Origin of the sequence: Rahnella sp. JUb53, from assembly GCF_004346065.1 — a bacterium.
In the GTDB taxonomy this organism is placed as follows: domain Bacteria; phylum Pseudomonadota; class Gammaproteobacteria; order Enterobacterales; family Enterobacteriaceae; genus Rahnella; species Rahnella variigena.
In genome coordinates, this window is the sequence record NZ_SLYT01000001.1 from 740,375 (window position 1) to 761,057 (window position 20,683).

Consider the following 20,683-nt stretch of genomic DNA (forward strand, 5'->3'; position numbering starts at 1 on the left):
ATGAAATGTTGCGAGATATCGTTATTTATTTCACCCTATTGAAATAAATGCCGTCATGAACGATAAATAATTGTGAAAGACCTCACGGTTATGAGTGACTGTGTTGGTGATTTTTCTCAGTCAGGTTAATTTCCTGTCATCAGAATATTATGCTTTGTTTGGGTGTGGAGTGGAGTCGATATGCGTGTGGTCATTTTAGGCAGTGGTGTGGTCGGTGTCGCCAGTGCATGGTATCTGGCAAAGGCGGGTCATCAGGTCACGGTCATTGATCGTCAGTCCGGTCCGGCGGAGGAAACCAGCGCGGGTAATGCAGGCCAGATCTCTCCGGGTTATGCCGCACCGTGGGCGGCTCCGGGCGTTCCGGTGAAAGCGGTAAAATGGATGTTCCAGAAACATGCACCGCTGGCAATCCGTCTGGACGGCACGCAGTTCCAGCTCAAATGGATGTGGCAGATGCTGCGCAACTGCGACATGAACCATTATCAGACCAACAAAAGTCGTATGGTGCGTCTGGCGGAATACAGTCGTGACTGCATGAAGGCATTGCGTGACGATACCGGCATTCAGTATGAAGGTCGTCAGGGCGGAACGTTACAACTTTTCCGTACCGCGCAGCAGTTTGAAAGTGCATCCAAAGATATTGCTGTTCTTGACGATGCGGGTGTGCCGTATCAGCTGCTGGAGTCCAGTCAGCTGGCCACCGCAGAACCTGCGCTGGCGCAGGTCGCGCACAAGCTGACCGGCGGTCTGCGTTTGCCGAATGATGAAACCGGCGACTGCCAGATGTTTACCCGCAAGCTGGCGGACATGGCGCGTCAGGCGGGCGTTGTCTTCGAATTTAACCGCACGGTGGATAAGCTGCATGTAGAAAACGGCGAAATCACCGGCGTGCAGTGCGGCGATGAGGTGGTGAAAGCCGATGCTTATGTGGTGGCATTTGGATCCTATTCCACTGCGTTGTTGCGCGACCTTGTGTCTATCCCGGTCTATCCGCTGAAGGGATATTCCCTGACCATCCCGATTACCGATCCTGCTTCCGCGCCGGTTTCAACTGTACTCGATGAAACCTACAAAATTGCTATCACCCGTTTTGATAACCGTATTCGTGTCGGTGGCATGGCGGAAATTGTCGGCTTCAATCTGAAACTGGCACAGGCGCGACGTGAAACGCTGGAAATGGTTGTAAGAGATCTCTATCCGAATGGAGGAAATGTCGGGCAGGCGACGTTCTGGACCGGTCTTCGCCCGATGACGCCGGACGGTACGCCGATTGTCGGACGCACGCGCATTAAAAATCTGTATCTGAATACCGGCCACGGCACACTGGGCTGGACGATGGCCTGTGGCTCAGGGCAATTGCTGTCAGATATTATGTCGGGCGTGACGCCGGCCATTCCGTCTGATGATTTATCGGTTGAGCGTTACAGCCCGGATTTTATCGCGCGTCCTGCGGGGCCGCATAAAATGCATCCGGCAGGCTGAGTCCGCTGACATTATTTCCCATGCAGTGCCTGACGCTGCATGGGCATTACTTTGCTTATTACCGGAGCCGGTATGCCTCGCCCGATTTCTGCCACATTATCTCTTTCCGCATTAACCCAAAATCTGAACATCATTCGTGCCTTTGCCCCTGACAGCAAGGTCTGGACTGTTGTCAAAGCCAATGGCTACGGGCACGGGATTTCGCGCATCTGGCGCAGTTTGTCCTCCACCGATGGCTTTGCATTACTTGATTTCAACGAAGCTATTTTGCTGCGTGAAGCGGGCTGGCAGGGGCCGATTCTGCTGCTTGAGGGATTTTTCACTCCTCAGGATTTAATGATCGTTGATAAATATCGTCTGACGACTGCCGTTCACAGTGACTGGCAAATTAAAGCACTGGCTGAAGCGCAATTGAGTCAGCCGGTTGAGATCTACCTGAAAGTGAACAGTGGCATGAACCGTCTGGGGTTTCCCCCCGAGCGGGCGGGCGCTGTGTGGCAACAGCTGAGTGAACTGAAACAAGTTGGCGAACTCACCCTGATGAGCCATTTTGCTACCGCCGACAGTGTGGAAGGTGTCGATGCCCAGATGGCGGCGATTAATCTGGCCGGACAAAATATCCGCGGGCCACGGTGCCTGGCGAACTCGGCGGCGACCTTGTGGCATCCTCAAACCCATTATGACTGGGTGCGCCCTGGCATTATTATTTATGGTGCATCGCCAAGCGGTGAGTGGAAAGATATCGCTGATACTGGTCTGCAACCGGTGATGACGTTAAAAAGCGAGCTGATTGCCGTGCAGGAGCTTAAAGCGGGTGACCGCGTTGGCTATGGCGGCCGTTATCACGTGAGCGGCTCGCAGCGCGTAGGGGTGGTCGCCTGTGGCTATGCTGATGGTTATCCGCGCCATGCGCCGTCCGGAACACCTGTGTGGGTGGATGGCGTGCGCACAACCACGGTGGGGACGGTATCCATGGATATGCTGGCTGTTGATCTTACGCCGTGTCCGCAGGCGAAAATCGGTTCACCGGTCGAGTTATGGGGTAATCATTTGCCGGTAGATGATGTGGCGACGGCATGCGGTACGCTGGGCTATGAGCTGCTGAGTGCGCTGGCACCCCGCGTACCGGTGACGACAATCGATTAAAGAGAGCGGTTATTGTTCCAGACGGGTCAGACGGCCCGTCGATTTCTTACTGGCGCGACGTGCCAGCATCGCCAGACACCCTCCCGCCAGCATCACCAGCGCCAGACTCAGCTTTGGCTGCAACGGCAACGCCATCGCAATAAAGCCCAGCAACGCGCCACCGGCCATCTGCACCGAACCGACCAGTGCGGAAGCGACACCTGCTTCGGCAGAGAATGGTTCCAGCGCATAGCTGGTTGCAGGCCCCATCAGGAATGCCAGACCGGCGCAGGCGCTGGCCACTGGCAGCATATACAACCAGGTTGCGGTCTGTTCAGCAGGCGGAACCAGCGTTATCCCGGCAATCAGCCCGATGCAGCCGATAAACATCAGAATCCCGCCCGTTTTCAGGCATACCGGACGTCCTACCTTGCGGATAATGCGGTTAGCGATAAAACTCATCCCCATGATCCAGAATCCGTTTGCGCCGAACACCAGGGAGAATTCCAGTGGGGTGAGTCCGGCAATATTCATCAGTACCGTCGGTGCCAGCGAAACGTACGTCAGTGCCATACCCATTGCGCCGGCATTAACCAGTGCGAAAGTGATAAAGCGGGCATTAAACAAGATACGTGCGTACTGACGGAACGGCAGTCCGGTATTGTTTTGCGTTCCTTCGGGACGGGTTTCCGGCAATTTGAAAATGACCAGCAGCAAAACCGCCAGCGTATACCCCGCCAGCGCCCAGAACGGTGCACGCCAGCCATAATATTGGGCAATCAGTCCGCCAATCAGCGGCGCCAGAGCCGGGATGATGTTGAGCGTGCCGTTGAGAAAACCGTACGCGCGGGCGGCATCGTTGCCGCTCATCCGGTCACGAACCCCGCTGAAAATCACCACCGATGTACAACAGACTGCCAGCCCCTGAATGACGCGCGAGAGCAGAAACATCCACGGTGCGATGGCTGTAGCGGCGACGATCGCGCCTGCCAGATAAATCACCACGCCGATGATGGCGATGGGACGGCGTCCGAATTTATCAACCAGCGGCCCGGCAACCAGCTGGCCGAGGCCCATCACCAGAATGAAAAGTGAAATTGAGGACTGAATGACCGCCTCGGTGCTGTTCAGACCCAGAGCAATCGCCGGGATCGCCGGAAGGTAAAGGTCGATACCCAGAGGGCCAAGCAGTACCAGGCTCAGCAGCAGGAAAAGGAATTTTTGCATTGAAAACATCACTGTCAGTCATCCGAAGGGAGGCTAAGGGTAATGATTTAGTTAAAGAATGGAAAGTAGCTTGTGATAATCGTGCCGGAAGGACTTGTGAAAAAAAACGGACACCTGTCAGTGTCCGTTAACGCACAGATACAAGAAAGATTATTTTTTCTTCCAGAAATCATCAAACACCGTGACCGGTGGCTGGCGTTTGTGTTCTGTACGCAGATACCAGCCTTCGATAATCGTGGCATATTTATCGTCGACTTTTTTGCCTTCGAGATAATCGTCGATCAGCTCGTAGGTCACGCCAAGAGCAACTTCATCCGGCAAAGCAGGGCGGTTCTCTTCCAGATCCGCCGTCGGTGCTTTGGTATACAAATGTTCCGGGCAACCGAGCTCTTTAAGCAACGCTTTACCCTGACGTTTGTTCAGACGGAAAATCGGGTTAATGTCAGTACCGCCATCGCCGTATTTGGTGAAGAATCCGGTCACGGCTTCTGCCGCATGGTCAGTTCCGACCACCACACCTTTTTTCATTCCGGCAATGCTGTACTGCGCTTTCATGCGTTCGCGGGCTTTTTCATTACCTTTAATGAAATCACTCAGCTCAATACCAATTTCGCGCAATGTCGCTTCGCTTGCCAGTACGGCATTCTTAATATTGACGGTCAGAACCTGATCAGGCTGGATGAACGCGATGGCATCCTGACAGTCGGATTCATCAGCCTGCACGCCATACGGCAAACGGACAGCGATGAACTGATAATCGGCTTCGTGAGTTTCTGCGCGTAATTCGCTAATTGCCATTTGGCAAAGTTTGCCGGTGAGAGTAGAATCCTGCCCGCCGCTGATACCCAACACCAGTGTCCTGATGAACGGATGGGCCAGCAGATAACTTTTGAGAAAATCGACGCTGACACGAACTTCCTGTGCGGCATCGATATGCGGTTTAACGTGCAGAGCCTGAATAATCTCTTTTTGTAAAGCCATGACCACTCCTACTGAAGGCTGCCTTCGAGGAACCCGAGGCAAAAATAAGACGTTATCAGGATAAAACTACCCCGCATCGCTCAAAAGGACAAGATTCAGCGAAGAGTTCGGCGGAAATCTGTACGCTGCCGGCTTGCAACATTTCGAACCAAAGCGGCAGGAAAGAAGTAAAGTGTGGCACGCGATGAGTAATTACTGACTGAAGTTGAAAATAAGAAATCAATGAAAGGAAATGTAATGATTCCGTATATTTCTATTGCAGGAAATATATGTCATTCGGAACTATCTAAAAAAGCCGCTTTATTAAGATATCCTGGGCTGAGTGCGTTATATTTGTTGCGGTAGAAATATTTGTATGTATGTGCCATCGAAATGGAGTTGCCAGGCTTGATTAATGGATCCTAATTAATGGCATACATCGTGTGGTTTTAATGTCGTTATTTGCCTTAAGTCTTATTGGGGAAACAAAATGTTTTTTCGGGTTGTACGTCGTCTACCAGCTTGTGCCATCGTCTGTGGTGCAGCGCTGTTCAGTATCTCAAGCCTTGCAGACACCACCATCTTCACTGCGTTAGATGACCCTGCTCAGGCGAAAAAGCCTTTCGAGGGTAACGTTCAGGCGGGTTACAGTGCGCAAACTGGTAACACCAGCAACTCCACGCTGAATGCTGATACCACCATGACCTGGTTTGATACCAACACGGCTTACAGCCTGTGGGGTTCTGCACGTAATACTTCTTCTTCCGGTGTGCGTTCATCCGAGAAGTACCAGGCCGGTGGTCGTACCCGTTATAATCTTGATAACGCGAACTATGTTTTCGGTCAGGGTAGCTGGCTGAGCGACCGTTACAACGGTTACCGTTCACGTACTGTCGGTACATTGGGTTATGGTCGTCAGATCTGGAGCGGTCCGGTTCACACGCTGAACCTGGAAGCGGGTCCGGGTGTTCGTCATGATGAATTCCAGCAGGGCGGTAATACCACCCGTGCCCTGGCTTATGCTTCCGGCACTTACGGTTACCAGATCAGCGACACTGCTCGCTTCACGCAGGGCGTTTCAGTTTTAGCGAACGATGAAACCACGCTGAACTCTGAAACTGCGCTGACCGTTGCGATCAACTCCCACTTCTCCCTGAAAGTGGCGTATGACGTAACCTATAACACCAAACCACCAGCCAGCGCGCCGGATAAAACCGATACCGTGACGTCTGTAAACCTGGTGTACGGCATGTAATTTCCCCTTCGGGAAATGATGCAAGAAAGCCAGAGGGATTATTCCTCTGGCTTTTTTTATGGATTATTTTCTGTGTGACGTGCAGGTTTTTGCGCTAAAAAAAAACCACGCACTCAGGCGTGGTTTCGTTATTTCTGAGCAGATATTATTTCTCTGCGTCTTTATATACTGTGGCTATTGCTTCAAAGTTCGGGCCTTTCTGGCCGGCAGCAATGATATGGTAATATTTACCGCCTTTTTCATCCGCTAACTTTGAGAGCTCATCGTGCAACTCACTTGGTGAACCGACTTTCCCGCCGGATTCAGCCACCTGGATGTTGCCGATTTTGACCAGTTTAAAGTGGGCGACTTCTTCTTTGGATACCTGATCGGCAGCTAATGCACTGAAAGTACTGAAAGAAAATGCAGAGATCAGCAGGGTAGTAGCTAAAGTAATTTTTTTCATATACAGCGTCCTTTTGTAGAGGTAAGTAATTGCTTTGCTCTTTTGAAGTTTAGACGGTATTTCAAAAAATACCCCAAGTCTGATGAGATTTTGTAAGAGATAAAAAAACAGCGGGTCATTAATAAATAATCCGCTGTTTTGAAAGGCTAAAGATTAGTGGTCCTGAACCTGCTTATGGAATAGCTCCCTGAACACCGGATAAATATCTTCCTGTTCGCGGATATGCTGCATGGCGAAATTATCGAATTTCTCCTGCAACACTTCGTATTCACGCCACAGCGTCTGGTGGGCGCGGCGGGTGATTTCGATGTAGCTGTAATAACGCACCAGCGGCAAAATCTTCTGTGCCAGAAGCTGGTGGCACAGAGGGGAGTCGTCAGCCCAGTTATCGCCATCGGAAGCTTGCGCGGCATAAATGTTCCACTGCGCCGGATCGTAGCGTTCCCTGATGACGTCATCCATCAGTTTCAGTGCGCTTGAAACGATGGTCCCGCCGGTTTCCTGTGAGTAGAAGAACTCCTGTTCATCCACTTCTTTGGCTTGCGTATGGTGACGAATATAGACCACATCGACGTTTTTATAGGTTCTGCTCAGGAACAAATAGAGCAGGATATAGAAACGTTTGGCCATGTCTTTGGTCGCCTGATCCATCGAACCGGAGACATCCATCAGACAGAACATCACCGCCTGGCTTGACGGCTCAGGGCGACGCTCATAGTTGCGATAGCGTAAATCGAAGGTATCAATGAACGGTGTTTTCGCGATCTTCGCCCGCAACTCGGCGATTTCTTTACGCAGCCGTTCTTCTTCGAGTAACTGTGCCGGTTCGCTGTGCTCGACCTCGGTCAGCGTCGATTCCAGCTCACGCAGCTCCCGTTTTTTACCCGCGGTCATCGCCGTGCGGCGGGCCAGCGAGTTTTGCAAAGAGCGCACCACACTGATATTGGCCGGTACGCCATTAGACGTATAACCGGAGCGGTGGGTTTTGAATTCGTTAAGCTGTTTATGCTGGTTTTTACGCAGGTTTGGCAGTGCAAGATCCTCAAACAGCAGATCGAGATACTCGTCTTTGGAGATCTGGAACGAAAACTCATCTTCGCCTTCACCGTCCTGACTGGCTTCTCCCTGACCACTGCCGCCGCCACCGCCCCCTTGCGGTCGTTCGATACGGTCATTCTGCACAAAGTGGTCATTACCAGGGTGAACACGGTGGCGTAAGCCACCGCGACCCTGATGAAACATGGGTTCGTTGATATCAGCATTGGGGATCGAAACCGACTCCCCGCTGTCCACGTCGGTAACCGAACGCTTGTTGATGGCCTCGGCAATCGACTGTTTGATTTGCGACTTATAGCGGCGCAAAAAGCGCTGGCGGTTCACCGCGCTTTTGTTTTTGCCATTCAGTCGACGGTCAATGAAATACGTCATATTTCCCCCAAACGACGTTGCCAACGATCCTCTGTTACGAGGATTTTCTTACGCGCAGGTACCATTCACACAGCAAGCGAACTTGTTTGCGTGTATATCCTTTCTCCATCATTCTGTCGACAAAATCATCATGTTTCTTCTGTTCATCGGTCGACGTCTTGGCGTTAAACGAGATAACTGGCAGTAATTCCTCGGTATTTGAGAACATTTTTTTCTCAATGACCGTGCGCAGTTTTTCGTAACTGGTCCAGTTTGGATTGCGGCCGCTATTGTTAGCGCGGGCACGCAGCACGAAGTTGACAATTTCGTTGCGGAAATCTTTTGGATTGCTGATACCGGCCGGTTTTTCAATTTTCTCCAGCTCAGCATTCAGCGATTCACGGTCGAACAGTTGTCCGGTATCCGGGTCGCGATATTCCTGATCCTGTATCCAGAAATCAGCGTACGTCACATAACGGTCGAAAATGTTTTGTCCGTATTCTGAATATGATTCCAGATAAGCCGTCTGGATCTCTTTGCCGATGAACTCAGCGTATTTCGGGATCAGATAGCCTTTCAGGTGCTCCAGGTATTTTTCAGCGATGTCCTGCGGGAACTGTTCGCGCTCGATTTGCTGTTCCAGAACATAGAACAGATGAACCGGGTTGGCGGCCACTTCAGCATGGTCAAAGTTGAAAACGCGGGACAGGATTTTAAACGCGAAACGCGTCGACAGCCCGTTCATACCTTCGTCCACACCCGCATAGTCGCGGTATTCCTGATAGGACTTGGCTTTCGGATCGGTATCTTTCAGGCTTTCACCGTCGTAAACCCGCATTTTGGAATAGCTGCTGGAGTTTTCAGGTGTTTTCAGCCGCGACAAAATCGAGAAGCGCGCGAGCGTTTCCAGAGTTCCCGGCGCGCACGGAGCATGGGAAAGTTCACTGTTGCTGAGCAGTTTGTCGTAGATTTTCATCTCTTCAGACACGCGCAGGCAGTAAGGCACTTTCACAATGTACACACGGTCAAGGAATGCTTCATTATTCTTATTGTTACGGAACGTCACCCACTCAGATTCGTTGGAGTGCGCCAGAATAATGCCGTTGAACGGCAGGGCGGAGATCCCTTCGGTACCGTTATAGTTACCTTCCTGCGTCGCAGTCAGTAACGGGTGCAGCACTTTAATCGGGGCTTTGAACATCTCGACGAATTCCATCACACCCTGGTTTGCACGGCACAGCGCACCGGAATAACCATAAGCGTCAGGATCGTTTTGGGCGTGGTTTTCCAGTTTACGGATATCCACTTTCCCGACCAGCGCAGAGATGTCCTGATTGTTTTCATCGCCCGGTTCCGTTTTGGCGATGGCAATTTGTTCAAGAATAGACGGCCAGACTTTCACCACTTTAAACTTGGTGATGTCACCGCCAAATTCATGCAGGCGTTTTGCCGCCCATGGCGACATGATGGTGCCGAGATAGCGCGGAGGAATGTTGTATTCTTTTTCGAGAATATGCGCATCTTCCTGCGGGTTAAACAAACACAAAGGATGATCGTTTACCGGGCTGCGTTCGCCATTAGCGCTCAGCACATAAATCGGTACACGTTGCATCAGGGATTTCAGCCGTTCGGCCAGTGACGATTTACCGCCACCCACCGGGCCCAGTAAATAGAGGATTTGTTTCTTTTCTTCCAGGCCCTGCGCGGCGTGTTTCAGGTAGGAGACAATCTGTTCGATAGCCTCTTCCATGCCGTAAAACTCTTCAAATGCAGGGTATCGTGCAACAACACGGTTCGAGAATAAACGCGACAGGCGTGGTTCAAGCGCGGTATCTACCATCACTGGTTCACCGATTGCCATCAACAGACGTTCCGCCGCATTGACATAAGCACTGCGATCTTGCCGTGCAATGGTAAGAAATTCCTGCAGTGTGAACTCTTCGTCCTTGGCAGCCTCATAGCGCTGGCGATAGTGGTCAAATATGTTCATACGATGCCCGTCCTTCGTTATTTTACCCTTCGTCCTTGGAACCGCTGTTTGACCGCAATTCCAACGAGTTGGATATAGCACAGGTTAATGAGAGCTTTTTCAGCGCTCCCGGAAGAAAGATCTCCCACCTGAATTACAGCAACCCTTATGCCAACTTGCAGAACCCTTCAAAGCCGACAGTCACAATGATTTGTTTACTGTCAGACCCGGTGGGACGGGCAACCGTTCAGGCTAAGTCTTTCATCTATTTATAAGCGTAGTTTGGCATTAAGAAAATTTCCTCTATGGGTTGGGCGTTTTTTAAGCCATATCAATGACTCAGTTGTCGGAAATGCTCTGGAAAGCCTTACAGGGCGTGCTTTGCAGCGCGGATGTTGTTTCTTTAGTCATTTTTATTTCATATTTTGCAGATAAATTATGCGATCGCCTCTGTTTTACGTAATGAAACCGGTTCAGGACATTCTGAAAAACTGTAAATGCTAAGCGCAATGTTTAACGTTCATTTACACTAGCGACGATTTTTTACTTAATGGAATTAAGACAATGAAAATTTCAAACCTTAAAACACTGTCCATCGTGGGCGCGGCAGTGCTTTGCAGCCATGCAGCCGTGGCTGGCACCTGGTCACTTGGCGCATCAGCATTGGGTGACGTCAACCCGTATCGTGGATATGACAACAAAGTTTATCCGGTACCGCTGGTGTCTTATGAGGGTGATGATTTCTATTTCAAATCACTGACTGCGGGTTACTACCTGTGGAAAGACGACAGGAATAAGTTCAGCGTTACGACGACATACGTTCCATTTGGGTTTGACCCGGATGACAGCGATGATCATCAGATGAAACATCTGAACAAACGTCGCGGCACGTTATACGCTGGTCTGGCGTATTCACATATTGAAGACTGGGGTACGCTGCGCGCGACCTTCAATGGTGATGTACTGAACAACAGTAATGGTCTGGTCGCGGACGCTGCTTATCTGTATCCAATCCATCAGGATAACTGGGCGCTGGTGCCTGGGTTCGGTGTGATGTTCAACAGCAGCAATCAGAATGACTATTACTATGGTGTGACTAAAGGTGAATCACGTCGCAGCGGTCTGAGCAGCTATTCGGCTGATGATAGTTTTAGCCCATACGCTGAGCTTTCTGCTCGTTATAATTTCACCCGTGACTGGCAGGCATTCTTCACTGGTCGCTATATTCGTTTAGCGGATGAAGTTAAAGATAGCCCGATGGTCGATAAGTCATATTCAGCGATTGTCTGGACAGGTGTCACTTACACCTTCTGATGCAATGCACCGTTACGGTGCTGGCATTGCACATCAATGGGGCGTTTCGCCCCATTTGCACATTTATGGCTCATCAACTTTATCGACAAAGAGACTCACGACCCGACCGGAGGAAACAGATGAAAGCGAAAACCGTGCAATTCCCAGACGGGAAAACTGTACCCGCAATCGGACAAGGCACCTGGTATATGGGGGAGCGAAACAGTGATATTCGCGCTGAAGTGAATGCGTTAAGACAAGGGCTGGATGCCGGTATGACGCTGATCGACACAGCAGAAATGTATGCAGACGGTGGCGCGGAACGAGTGGTCGGCGAAGCGATAGCAGGGCGGCGGGATGATGTGTTTCTGGTATCCAAAGTCTATCCGCACAACGCCGGTGGCGCGAAAGCCATAACAGCTTGTGAGCAAAGCCTCAAAAGATTACAAACCGATTATATAGACCTTTACCTGTTGCACTGGCGTGGTTCGATCCCGCTACATGACACGGTTGCCGCGATGGAGAAATTACAACAATCAGGCAAAATCCGTCGCTGGGGCGTCTCCAATATTGATACTGACGACATGCAAGCGCTGTGGCAAATTCCCGGTGGCGAACAATGTATGACGAATCAGGTGCTGTATCACGCGGCTGCGCGTGGCATTGAATTCGATTTGCTGCCGTGGTGCGAAGAACACGGCGTGCCGGTGATGGCTTATTGTCCTTTGGCTCAGGCAGGAAAGTTACGCCACGACGTGCTGACGTCACCGGTGATGCAGAATATCGCGAAAGAGCGGGGCGTCAGCAGTTCACAGATTGCGCTGGCCTGGGTGATCCGCTCGGGGAACGTGATTGCGATCCCAAAAGCCGTGCAACCGCAGCATGTAAAAGATAATGCCGAAGCGATGACGCTCGATTTGTCTCAGGAGGAAATAGCGCAAATTGACGCCGCTTTTCCGGCACCAAAACATAAAACGCCGCTGGAAATGGTCTGAAATCTTCAATTCCTTTCATCATGCATCAGACAGCAAAAAGGGGCCTTTTGGCCCCTTTGTCATCCAGGCTGCAATCTCAAAGCGATTATCTGCGTATGGAGAACGTCACCGCCAGGCGCGCCGGTGCGGCATGCGTAGAAATGTGTTTGTCTGAAACCTGCGCGGTTTCGACGCAGACCATGGTTTTGTAGCCGTCGTCTGGCATATCCGCCATGCTGACAGACAATTCAGAACCTGGGTTCCAGGCAACAACGTCTGAATTGTTTTCGTGTGCGATAACCAGCGTGCGTTTCAGCACCGGATCGACGATTTCACTGGTAGCCTGCGGCTGGGTATAGATACGGTCAGTCTGGCCAGTGAAGGTGAGGTCGCCTTCGGTTTGTTTGGCTTTTGCGCCATCGACTTTATCGATAAAGTGGTTGCCAAGACCTTTGACGCTCACACTGGCAATATCACCGATATTGAAATAAGTGTGAAGGGCGCTGTTTGCGTCGAAATCACCGGTAGATTCCAGTTCGATATGGCAGGTTGCGCCGAGCGTGAAGCGTGCGATCAGCGTAAATTCGTGCGGCCACAGAGCCAGTGTTTCAGGAGAGCTTTTCAGCGTTAAGGTCAGAACAACGCCTTCGTCAGTTTCCTGGTGATCCGTGAGTTCCCATGCCATGTTACGGGCGAAACCGTGTGAGGGTTTACCTGCCGGACCAAACCACGGCCAGCAAATTGGAATACCGCCACGAATAGCAACGCCTTCTTTGAACGCGCTGGCGCTGCTCATCCACAGCACAGGTTCTTCACCTTCAGGCTGCCATGACAGCAAATGCGCACCTTGCAGGGCAATCGCAGCACGAACTTTCGGATGGGTAACAACGAGCACCGGCAGTTCGTCGATAAGACGCTGGCTGACGGAGGTAGTGATCTGGTTTACGACTGGAAGAGAAAAGAGTTGTTCTGTCATTATCTAAAGTCCTGTCAGGGTTAAAACTTCTAAGATTTTGAACCAAGACTACACATGAACCCAATCCCTCTGTTTGATCGCACTCATGTGCTGATAAAAAAGTGCATCCGACAGAAAGCAAAAGGGCGACTTGCGTCGCCCTTCAATCAGTTCATTCACATTGCCAATTATTTGGAAACGTGAGCGATCAGATCCAATACTTTGTTGGAGTAGCCAGTTTCGTTGTCGTACCAGGAAACCAGTTTCACAAAGTTGTCGTTCAGAGCGATACCTGCTTTCGCATCGAATACGGAAGTCAGTTTTTCGCCGTTGAAGTCGGTAGATACTACGTCGTCTTCGGTGTAACCCAGAACGCCTTTCAGGTCGCCTGATTCAGAAGCTGCTTTGATTACTGCGCAGATTTCTTTGTAAGACGCTGGTTTTTCCAGACGTGCAGTCAGGTCAACAACAGAAACGTTAGGGGTAGGAACGCGGAACGCCATACCAGTCAGTTTACCGTTCAGAGCTGGGATTACTTTACCTACTGCTTTAGCAGCACCGGTAGAAGAAGGGATGATGTTCTGGGATGCGCCGCGGCCGCCGCGCCAGTCTTTGTGAGACGGGCCATCAACAGTTTTCTGAGTTGCGGTAGTTGCATGCACAGTGGTCATCAGCGCTTCAACGATACCGAAGTTGTCGTTGATAACTTTAGCCAGTGGTGCCAGGCAGTTAGTGGTGCAAGATGCGTTAGAAACGATTTCCTGACCTGCATATTCTTTATGGTTAACGCCCATAACGAACATTGGGGTGTTGTCTTTAGAAGGACCAGTCAGAACAACTTTCTTAGCGCCTGCAGTGATGTGCTTACGAGCAGTCGCATCATCCAGGAACAGACCAGTAGCTTCAGCTACAACGTCAACGTTAACTTCGTTCCATTTCAGGTTAGCTGGGTCACGCTCAGCGGTAACACGGATGGTTTTGCCGTTAACAACCAGGTGACCGTCTTTAACTTCAACAGTACCGTTGAAACGACCATGAGTTGAGTCGTACTTCAGCATGTATGCCATGTAGTCCGCGTCTAACAGATCGTTGATTGCTACGATCTCGATGTCAGAACGTTCTTGAGCAGCACGGAAAACAATGCGACCGATACGGCCAAAACCGTTGATACCTACTTTGATAGTCATATATTCCACCAGCTATTTTTTTAGTGAATAAAAGGTTGGTTGTAAAATTACAAAAACCTTGCTGAGCGTCAAGCGGAATCGTGTCAATTATTGCTGTAAGTCAAAGCGACGACCTACTATTGCTCGCTTATTGCACGTTCCGTTTTCTTAATCGGCTTACAACCACATGGGGGCGAAAAACTGAATATAAAGTACCGGAACATCAGGAGTGTGATCGCCATCACAAGTTGCGAGTCAGGTAACGCTGATGCCATACAGTTTAGGCCAAAAGGGGCAGACCTGTTGTTAATTTTTTGTTATTATAAACTGTTATTTTAGTTGATTTTTATATTCGTCAGAGAACGATAAACATGAGCATCATAACCAAATCTTCCCCTGCACCCGAGCAACTCACTGAAATTCAACGTTATGTCACGCAAGATCACGGAACAGAACCTCCTTTCTCCGGAAAGTTACTGCACAACCGCCGTGAAGGCATTTATCATTGCGTAGTCTGTGGAACTGCGTTGTTCTATTCCGATACTAAATATGATTCCGGCTGCGGCTGGCCAAGTTTTTATCAGCCAGTACAACCCGATGCCATTAAATATCTCACTGATAAAGCACATAATATGCAACGCATTGAGATACGCTGCTCAGGGTGTGAAGCGCATCTGGGCCACGTTTTCCCGGATGGTCCTAAGCCGACAGGCGAACGTTACTGTGTGAATTCGGCCTCAATGCGATTTACTGATGGTCAGAGTGGTGACATAACCGCCGGGTAGAGTGCCTTAAAAGTACGATGTAATTTACCCGACAAAATCGATTCAGCTATTATTCCAAACCGTTTGAATAATAGCGTGGAGCTGAGGGCTCAGTCAGATGGAAATTAATCAACTCATTGATGTAATGACACCGGAAATCTATGCACGCCTGGTGCAGGCCGTTGAACTCGGCAAGTGGCCAGATGGCGTGGCGCTGACGCCGGAACAGAAAGACCACAGCCTGCAGGCCGTGATGTTGTATCAGTCACGTCACAACGTGGACGCTCAGCACATGAGCATCGGCACTGACGGGCAGATCGTCACCAAAAGTAAGCAGGAACTGAAACAGCAGTTTGCGCAGGAAACGCTGATAAAGCTGAAACCTGAGTAACGACTGCTTCAGCAGAATAAAAAATGGCGCTACAAAGCGCCTTTTGAAATTGATGTTACCTTCAGATAATAAAGGAATAAACGCTCAATTTTATCCCAATATGGACATCAATTTAGCTGGTTTTATCCCCGCACTACTTCCCGTTGCACTGTCTCCCGGTGCAAGTTTTACGCTTGCCATGAACAGTGCGCTGTCAGGCGGACGGAAAGGGCTTTTTAAGACGCTCACCGGAACCGCTCTCGGCATTTATACCCATGCAATTTTTATCGGGCTGGGCATAACCTCTTTGCTGGTGGCATCCCCGACGCTATTCACAATTCTGAAAATCGCAGGCACAGCCTATCTGCTCTGGCTGGGGATCCAGCTTATCCGCAGTGGCCTCAATGCGCGTGAAATGGTGTTCGATAGCAGCGGGTCAGCGGTGACATTAAAAGATGCCTGGCTCGCTAATGTACTCAACCCAAAAGCCATCATGTTTTATCTCACTGTGGTGTCGCAATTTGCCGGCAGCCAGGGTGAAATCAGTCATTATATGATTCTGGCGACCGTGCATATTGCGGTGATGTTCGTCTGGCTTATCGCTGTCAGCAGAGCTCTTATTTTCTCTGCGAATAAGATAAACACCGTTACCCTGAAAAAGGTCGTGAATATAGCAGGTGGGGGATTACTGGTTGTTTTTGCGCTGAGTAGTTTTCTGCATTGAAGTGGTGGGCGGGTTAAAGATTTCGCTGTTATTTATCGTCCTGCTATTCCTTTAGCAGGACGATAAAATTCACGCGGTCACTGCCCCGGACGTACTGACCTTTACCCCTGCAGCCCGCATCGCTTCAACCGCTTGTGCGCTGTCTTCCGGCTGTAAGTTCACGCCACGACAACCATCGGTCAGCAACGTCACCTGATAACCCAGTTCCAGTGCGTCGAGCACAGTGAATTTTACGCAGTAATCGGTGGCAAGTCCCATCACGTACAGATGCGTTACCTGCGCCGCTTTCAGCCAGTCGTTCAGCACTGTTGCTGCGCGGTGCCCGTTATCGTAAAAGGCGCTGTAACTGTCGATGTCCGGATTTGTGCCTTTCTGTACGACGAAGTCTACCAGCGGCAGGTTCAGGGCAGGATGAAACTCAGCCCCGGGTTCCTGCTGAACACAGTGAACCGGCCACCAGACTTGCGGCAACCCGTTCAGTTCGCCCGATGTCCAGGCCTCTGCGTGCGAGTTAGTGGCAAAGCTGCGATGACCGGCAGGATGCCAGTCTTGTGATGCCAGCACCGGGATGCCCTGGTTTTTACACCACGCCATCATCTGATTAGCAACCGCAACCGTATCATCGCCGTCAGTGACCGCCAGCGCGCCGCCGCGACAAAAATCATTTTGCAGATCGACCAGCAACAAAGCAGATTTCATATCGTCCCTTATTTATTCGGTCAGTTCGCCACGCAGGTTCTGCTGCATCAGTTCGCGGATTTCTTCCTGAGTATGTGTCTGGCTGAGCAGATAATGCAATTTGGTCAGCGCCGCTTCGACGGTCATATCAAACCCGCTGATCACGCCCGAGTGCGCCAGCGCGTTACCGGTCGCATAGCCGCCCATATTGACGCGCCCTGAGATGCATTGGGTCAGATTAACCACCACGATGCCGCGTTCGGACGCGTCTTTCAGCACTTTCAGCAAATCGCCTTTTTGAGGCGCGTTACCGACACCGTAAGAGCGCAGGATCAGGGCTTTCACCGGTTGCATTAGGAAGTTCTGCACGACTTCCGCGGAAATTCCCGGATAAATCGTTACCACGCCGATAGGCTGCGGAGTGATGTGGTGTACTTTCAGCTTTGCGGCGGGAACAACAGGCAGCGACGGCGTAGAAAGGCGGCGGATGTGGATCCCGGCTTCCAGCAGCGGCGAAAGGTTCGGCGAGGCAAAGGCATCAAAACCATCTGCGTGTGCTTTGGTGCTGCGGTTCCCGCGATACAGACGATTGTTGAAGAACAGGGTGACTTCGTTGACCGGATGGTTCGCCGCGATGTACAGCGAGTTAAGCAGGTTGATCTGTCCGTCAGAACGCAACGCTTCTAGCGGGATTTGTGACCCTGTCACAATTACCGGCTTGCTGAGATTTTCCAGCATGAACGACAGCGCAGAAGCGGTGAACGCCATGGTATCCGTGCCATGCAGGATGACGAAACCGTCGTACTCGTCGTAATGCGCCTGAATATCATCGGCGATATGCTGCCAGTCTTCCGGTGTCATGTCGGAAGAATCCATTAGTGGCGCATATTCCTGAATGGTGAATTCAGGCATTTCAGGACGATGGAATTCAGGCATTAGTGCCAGCTGACGCTGTAAATGTCCCGAAACCGGAATGTAACCCTGTTCAGAACGCTGCATACCGATTGTGCCGCCGGTGTAGGCAACGTAAATAGATTTTTTAGTCATCGACGATGTTCTTTTTTTAGAAAGGTGAAAGCAACTGCGCTAAGTATAAAGGCTTCGCGACGGGTGTCCCACCATAAAAAAGCCCGGAGCTCTCAGTGAGCACTCCGGGCAGTGAATTAGCGCGAATCTTTATCCAACTTTATTCCGCTTAATCCCAAAAACGGAATGTTACTTCACATCACCACAGGTCAGGCAAAGTGCGTAACGGTTTTGCGGGTCATTCATGTTGCTGAACAGGTCAGCCTGGGATTTCAACTCCATCGCCATTTTGCTCACCGGCGCAGGCAGATAAGCCTGGATCGCCGCTGGCAGCATGGCATGAACGGATGCACTCACTTGTGAGAACACCAGGTCGCTCAGGCTTGGCTCGCTGACATACCAGTTCAGCTGCCATTTCGGCAGCTTCGCCAGATCAGCGGCTTTTTTCACGGCGTCATCGAAATCACCCAGCTCATCCACCAGGCCATTGGCCTTGGCATCAGAACCAATCCACACGTGGCCTTGCGCAATCTGGTCGATTTCTTCAGGCGTTTTGTGGCGTGAGTCGGCAACCAGACCGAGGAAGGTTTTATAACCATTCTCGATGTTCAGCTGCATCATCTGCGAGAACTCAGGTGGCAGCGCTTTGGTGGAGGCAATATCCGCCAGCGGCGATGTTGCCACGCCGTCAGTGTGAACGCCTGCGTAATCCAGTGTGTTCTGATACGTGTTGATCACGCCAAAGATACCGATGGAGCCGGTGAGGGTGCTCGGGCTGGCGATGATGTAGTTCGCTGGCGTTGAAATCCAGTAACCGCCGGATGCCGCCATACCGCCCATGGAAACCACCACTGGTTTGCCTGCGGCTTTCGCAGCAGCCAGTTCAGAGCGGATCACTTCAGAGGCACTGACGCTGCCGCCCGGGCTGTTAACGCGTAAGACAATCGCTTTCACTTTCGGATCCAGACGGGCATCACGAATCTGCTGCGCGGTTGTGTCGCCACCGACTGCACCCGGTTGTTCTTCACCGTCATTGATCGCTCCGGTCGCGAAGATCACCGCGATTTGCGGATCGTTATTGTCCGGTTTTGGTTTCGGCGAATAATCGTAGATGCTGGTGTAGTTGAAGTCTTTGGTGTCTTTATTCCAGCCAAAGGCTTTCACCATCTCGTTATCCGCTTCGGTACGTGAAGCCAGCGCATCCACCAGTTTTGCTTTCAGCGCGTATTGCGCCATATCGCCGCCCGTAGCCTGCATACCCGCTAATACACCCGCCGCGCCAGGGAACAATTGTTCAGGCGTAATCTGACGGTTTGCCGACACGGTGTTGAGGTAATTGGTCCACAATCCACCAATCCAGCGACTGTCTGCTTCGCGTGCTGCAGGAGACATATCGTCACGGATCAGCGGTTCAACGGCGGATTTATAGGTTCCGACGCGGAAAATGTTGGTCGTGACTTTCAGCTTCTCAAGCAGGGATTTGTAATACAGATTGTTGGTCGCAAAACCGTGCAAGTCCACCGCGCCTTGTGGTGACATGTAGATTTTGTTGGCGTAGCTCGCCAGATAATATTGCGACTGGTTATAGCTGTCGCCGATGGCATAAACCGGTTTACCCGCGTCACGGAACTCACGCAGCGCCTTGCCAATATATTGCATAGAGGCCTGGTCAGTGCCGGTGAAATCGGTCAGCTGCAAAACAATGCCGGTGACGTTTTTGTCATCTTTCGCGGCGCGAAGGGTATCGACCAGATCAAACAGGGAATTCTCCTGCAAACGGCTGCTCGACGTGCCCAGTAATTCGCGGCCCCACTGACGGACTTTATTATTCACCGAAGGCTTATCCACCACTGAACCACTCAGGTCAACCAGCAGCGCGCCTTTGGTGGTGTCGACGGGTTTGTCCTGCACGGCGTACCAGATGCCCACGCCAGCCAGAATGATCAGAATAAGGAAAACGTTGAGAATGAATTCTCTGACGAAATTAAGAAGACGCCAGGTCCACTTAAAAAAACCGGCGATAATTCGCCACAATGTGCGCATGGTCTCTCCAACAAGACAGTTAAGTATCGCTATCCTAATGACACGCCGGAAAAAAGTCAGCTTTAAATCATGTCAGGATTTGGCAACGACGCATTATCTGAAAGCGCCTGATGCGTTGGAAAAAGGCGTAGCGGCTATGTTAACGTAAGGTAAATAGCAATTATTCTCAGGAGATTAAAATGGACGCTTTGGACTTGTTACTTAACCGCCGTTCCGCTTCCCGTCTGGCTGCTCCTGCGCCGGCTGGCGATGCGCTGCAAAACATCATCAACGCCGGTATGCGCGCGCCAGACCACGGTGCCTTGCAACCTTGGCGTTTTGTGATTGCAGAGAACGACGGGCTGACCCGTTTTAGTGAAGTGTTGCGTGCTGCCGCCATTAAAGACGGGGCGGATGAAAAAGCCATCGAGAAAGCCACGCAGGCGCCACTGCGTGCGCCGCAAATCATTACCGTTATCGCGGCCTGTAAAGAAAGCCCGAAAGTGCCGCAGTGGGAACAGTTGCTTTCCGCCGGTTGCGCGGTTCACGCCATGCAGATGGCGGCGCTGGCGCAGGGTTTCAACGGCATCTGGCGTACCGGCGCATGGACTGAACATGCGGATGTGCGCAAGGCTTTCAAGTGTGGTGAAAACGATAAAATTGTCGGTTTCCTGTATCTCGGCACACCGCAACTGAAAGCGAATTTGCAAGTGATCCCGGCTGACAGCACCCCTTTTGTGAGCCATTTTTAAAAATTCATCCGTTCGTAAATTAACCGGTTTATATCGGCCTTTTCCGATAAAACCGGTTTTTGCTGCCTATTTGAGCGACCATCGCTGCG

General features: G+C 51.0%; 19 protein-coding genes. 9 read left to right on the forward strand and 10 right to left on the reverse strand.

The genetic code is table 11. The features are described from left to right. The first annotated feature begins 180 nt into the window (after positions 1-180). Together EC840_RS03460 and dadX are read left to right on the forward strand one after the other, a co-directional pair. Complete coding sequence (locus EC840_RS03460) at positions 181-1,482, forward strand: D-amino acid dehydrogenase (protein WP_132963988.1); 1,302 nt, start codon at positions 181-183, stop codon at positions 1,480-1,482. 72 nt (positions 1,483-1,554) lie between these two features. Then, entirely contained in the window at positions 1,555-2,628 is a 1,074-nt protein-coding gene (gene dadX / locus EC840_RS03465; protein ID WP_132963989.1) for a catabolic alanine racemase DadX, read from the forward strand. Between the two features lie 9 nt (positions 2,629-2,637). Here dadX and EC840_RS03470 read toward each other — a convergent pair whose 3' ends face one another. Beyond that, positions 2,638-3,834, reverse strand: coding sequence for a multidrug effflux MFS transporter (locus EC840_RS03470; protein WP_132963990.1), 1,197 nt, complete (start codon positions 3,832-3,834; stop codon positions 2,638-2,640). Between the two features lie 150 nt (positions 3,835-3,984). Next, a complete protein-coding gene (nadE, locus tag EC840_RS03475; RefSeq protein ID WP_129638160.1) occupies positions 3,985-4,815 on the reverse strand; it encodes an ammonia-dependent NAD(+) synthetase in 831 nt (276 codons plus the stop codon). A 469-nt stretch (positions 4,816-5,284) separates the two neighbouring features. Here nadE and EC840_RS03480 point away from each other — a divergent pair, with 469 nt between their 5' ends. Continuing rightward, entirely contained in the window at positions 5,285-6,049 is a 765-nt protein-coding gene (locus EC840_RS03480) for a DUF481 domain-containing protein (RefSeq protein WP_112288460.1), read from the forward strand. 145 nt (positions 6,050-6,194) lie between these two features. Here EC840_RS03480 and EC840_RS03485 read toward each other — a convergent pair whose 3' ends face one another. From EC840_RS03485 to yeaG, 3 genes are all read right to left on the reverse strand, one after another. Then, positions 6,195-6,494, reverse strand: a complete 300-nt coding sequence (locus EC840_RS03485; RefSeq protein WP_112288461.1) for a DUF1471 domain-containing protein — start codon at positions 6,492-6,494, stop codon at positions 6,195-6,197. A 153-nt stretch (positions 6,495-6,647) separates the two neighbouring features. After that, complete coding sequence (locus tag EC840_RS03490; protein WP_112288462.1) at positions 6,648-7,922, reverse strand: YeaH/YhbH family protein; 1,275 nt, start codon at positions 7,920-7,922, stop codon at positions 6,648-6,650. A 34-nt stretch (positions 7,923-7,956) separates the two neighbouring features. Next, positions 7,957-9,891, reverse strand: a complete 1,935-nt coding sequence (gene yeaG / locus EC840_RS03495; RefSeq protein WP_015697208.1) for a protein kinase YeaG — start codon at positions 9,889-9,891, stop codon at positions 7,957-7,959. A gap of 543 nt (positions 9,892-10,434) precedes the next feature. On the opposite strand from yeaG, the gene EC840_RS03500 reads away from it, so the two are divergent. Then, positions 10,435-11,184, forward strand: coding sequence for a MipA/OmpV family protein (locus tag EC840_RS03500; RefSeq protein WP_112288463.1), 750 nt, complete (start codon positions 10,435-10,437; stop codon positions 11,182-11,184). Positions 11,185-11,303: 119 nt separating this feature from the next. Beyond that, positions 11,304-12,158 carry an aldo/keto reductase gene (locus EC840_RS03505; protein ID WP_132963991.1) on the forward strand — a complete coding sequence of 285 codons (855 nt, stop codon included), beginning with the start codon at positions 11,304-11,306 and terminating at the stop codon, positions 12,156-12,158. An 85-nt stretch (positions 12,159-12,243) separates the two neighbouring features. Here the strand turns inward: EC840_RS03505 and EC840_RS03510 are convergent, their stop codons facing one another. Both EC840_RS03510 and gapA read right to left on the reverse strand, forming a co-directional pair. Further along, the gene (locus EC840_RS03510; protein WP_132963992.1) at positions 12,244-13,113 is read right to left on the reverse strand and encodes a D-hexose-6-phosphate mutarotase; all 870 of its coding nucleotides are present in this window, start codon (positions 13,111-13,113) and stop codon (positions 12,244-12,246) included. Positions 13,114-13,280: 167 nt separating this feature from the next. Next, entirely contained in the window at positions 13,281-14,279 is a 999-nt protein-coding gene (gene gapA / locus EC840_RS03515) for a glyceraldehyde-3-phosphate dehydrogenase (RefSeq protein WP_165353128.1), read from the reverse strand. Between the two features lie 350 nt (positions 14,280-14,629). Between gapA and msrB the strand changes: the two genes are divergently transcribed. The 3 genes from msrB (at position 14,630) to EC840_RS03530 (ending at position 16,116) form a co-directional block, all read left to right on the forward strand. Beyond that, complete coding sequence (gene msrB, locus EC840_RS03520) at positions 14,630-15,043, forward strand: peptide-methionine (R)-S-oxide reductase MsrB (protein ID WP_129638163.1); 414 nt, start codon at positions 14,630-14,632, stop codon at positions 15,041-15,043. Between the two features lie 97 nt (positions 15,044-15,140). After that, positions 15,141-15,413, forward strand: a complete 273-nt coding sequence (locus tag EC840_RS03525; RefSeq protein WP_112288468.1) for a DUF1315 family protein — start codon at positions 15,141-15,143, stop codon at positions 15,411-15,413. Positions 15,414-15,513: 100 nt separating this feature from the next. Beyond that, entirely contained in the window at positions 15,514-16,116 is a 603-nt protein-coding gene (locus EC840_RS03530; protein WP_129639404.1) for a LysE family translocator, read from the forward strand. Between the two features lie 69 nt (positions 16,117-16,185). Here the strand turns inward: EC840_RS03530 and pncA are convergent, their stop codons facing one another. The 3 genes from pncA to sppA all read right to left on the reverse strand — a co-directional run bounded on the left by pncA (position 16,186) and on the right by sppA (position 19,863). Continuing rightward, complete coding sequence (pncA, locus tag EC840_RS03535; protein ID WP_129638164.1) at positions 16,186-16,815, reverse strand: bifunctional nicotinamidase/pyrazinamidase; 630 nt, start codon at positions 16,813-16,815, stop codon at positions 16,186-16,188. A gap of 12 nt (positions 16,816-16,827) precedes the next feature. Then, the gene (ansA, locus tag EC840_RS03540; RefSeq protein ID WP_132963993.1) at positions 16,828-17,841 is read right to left on the reverse strand and encodes an asparaginase; all 1,014 of its coding nucleotides are present in this window, start codon (positions 17,839-17,841) and stop codon (positions 16,828-16,830) included. A gap of 168 nt (positions 17,842-18,009) precedes the next feature. Beyond that, positions 18,010-19,863 (reverse strand): signal peptide peptidase SppA, encoded by a 1,854-nt coding sequence (gene sppA / locus EC840_RS03545; RefSeq protein WP_129638165.1) that lies wholly within the window; start codon positions 19,861-19,863, stop codon positions 18,010-18,012. 179 nt (positions 19,864-20,042) lie between these two features. Between sppA and EC840_RS03550 the strand changes: the two genes are divergently transcribed. Then, a complete protein-coding gene (locus EC840_RS03550) occupies positions 20,043-20,594 on the forward strand; it encodes an NAD(P)H nitroreductase (RefSeq protein ID WP_132963994.1) in 552 nt (183 codons plus the stop codon). Positions 20,595-20,683: the final 89 nt, after the last annotated feature.

Bases quoted from the DNA above. Each gene is read 5' to 3' on its own strand.
- EC840_RS03460 (WP_132963988.1), top strand. From the start codon at position 181: ATGCGTGTGGTCATTTTAGGCAGTGGTGTGGTCGGTGTCGCCAGTGCA.
- dadX (WP_132963989.1), top strand. From the start codon at position 1,555: ATGCCTCGCCCGATTTCTGCCACATTATCTCTTTCCGCATTAACCCAA.
- EC840_RS03470 (WP_132963990.1), bottom strand. From the start codon at position 3,834: ATGCAAAAATTCCTTTTCCTGCTGCTGAGCCTGGTACTGCTTGGCCCT.
- nadE (WP_129638160.1), bottom strand. From the start codon at position 4,815: ATGGCTTTACAAAAAGAGATTATTCAGGCTCTGCACGTTAAACCGCAT.
- EC840_RS03480 (WP_112288460.1), top strand. From the start codon at position 5,285: ATGTTTTTTCGGGTTGTACGTCGTCTACCAGCTTGTGCCATCGTCTGT.
- EC840_RS03485 (WP_112288461.1), bottom strand. From the start codon at position 6,494: ATGAAAAAAATTACTTTAGCTACTACCCTGCTGATCTCTGCATTTTCT.
- EC840_RS03490 (WP_112288462.1), bottom strand. From the start codon at position 7,922: ATGACGTATTTCATTGACCGTCGACTGAATGGCAAAAACAAAAGCGCG.
- yeaG (WP_015697208.1), bottom strand. From the start codon at position 9,891: ATGAACATATTTGACCACTATCGCCAGCGCTATGAGGCTGCCAAGGAC.
- EC840_RS03500 (WP_112288463.1), top strand. From the start codon at position 10,435: ATGAAAATTTCAAACCTTAAAACACTGTCCATCGTGGGCGCGGCAGTG.
- EC840_RS03505 (WP_132963991.1), top strand. From the start codon at position 11,304: ATGAAAGCGAAAACCGTGCAATTCCCAGACGGGAAAACTGTACCCGCA.
- EC840_RS03510 (WP_132963992.1), bottom strand. From the start codon at position 13,113: ATGACAGAACAACTCTTTTCTCTTCCAGTCGTAAACCAGATCACTACC.
- gapA (WP_165353128.1), bottom strand. From the start codon at position 14,279: ATGACTATCAAAGTAGGTATCAACGGTTTTGGCCGTATCGGTCGCATT.
- msrB (WP_129638163.1), top strand. From the start codon at position 14,630: ATGAGCATCATAACCAAATCTTCCCCTGCACCCGAGCAACTCACTGAA.
- EC840_RS03525 (WP_112288468.1), top strand. From the start codon at position 15,141: ATGGAAATTAATCAACTCATTGATGTAATGACACCGGAAATCTATGCA.
- EC840_RS03530 (WP_129639404.1), top strand. From the start codon at position 15,514: ATGGACATCAATTTAGCTGGTTTTATCCCCGCACTACTTCCCGTTGCA.
- pncA (WP_129638164.1), bottom strand. From the start codon at position 16,815: ATGAAATCTGCTTTGTTGCTGGTCGATCTGCAAAATGATTTTTGTCGC.
- ansA (WP_132963993.1), bottom strand. From the start codon at position 17,841: ATGACTAAAAAATCTATTTACGTTGCCTACACCGGCGGCACAATCGGT.
- sppA (WP_129638165.1), bottom strand. From the start codon at position 19,863: ATGCGCACATTGTGGCGAATTATCGCCGGTTTTTTTAAGTGGACCTGG.
- EC840_RS03550 (WP_132963994.1), top strand. From the start codon at position 20,043: ATGGACGCTTTGGACTTGTTACTTAACCGCCGTTCCGCTTCCCGTCTG.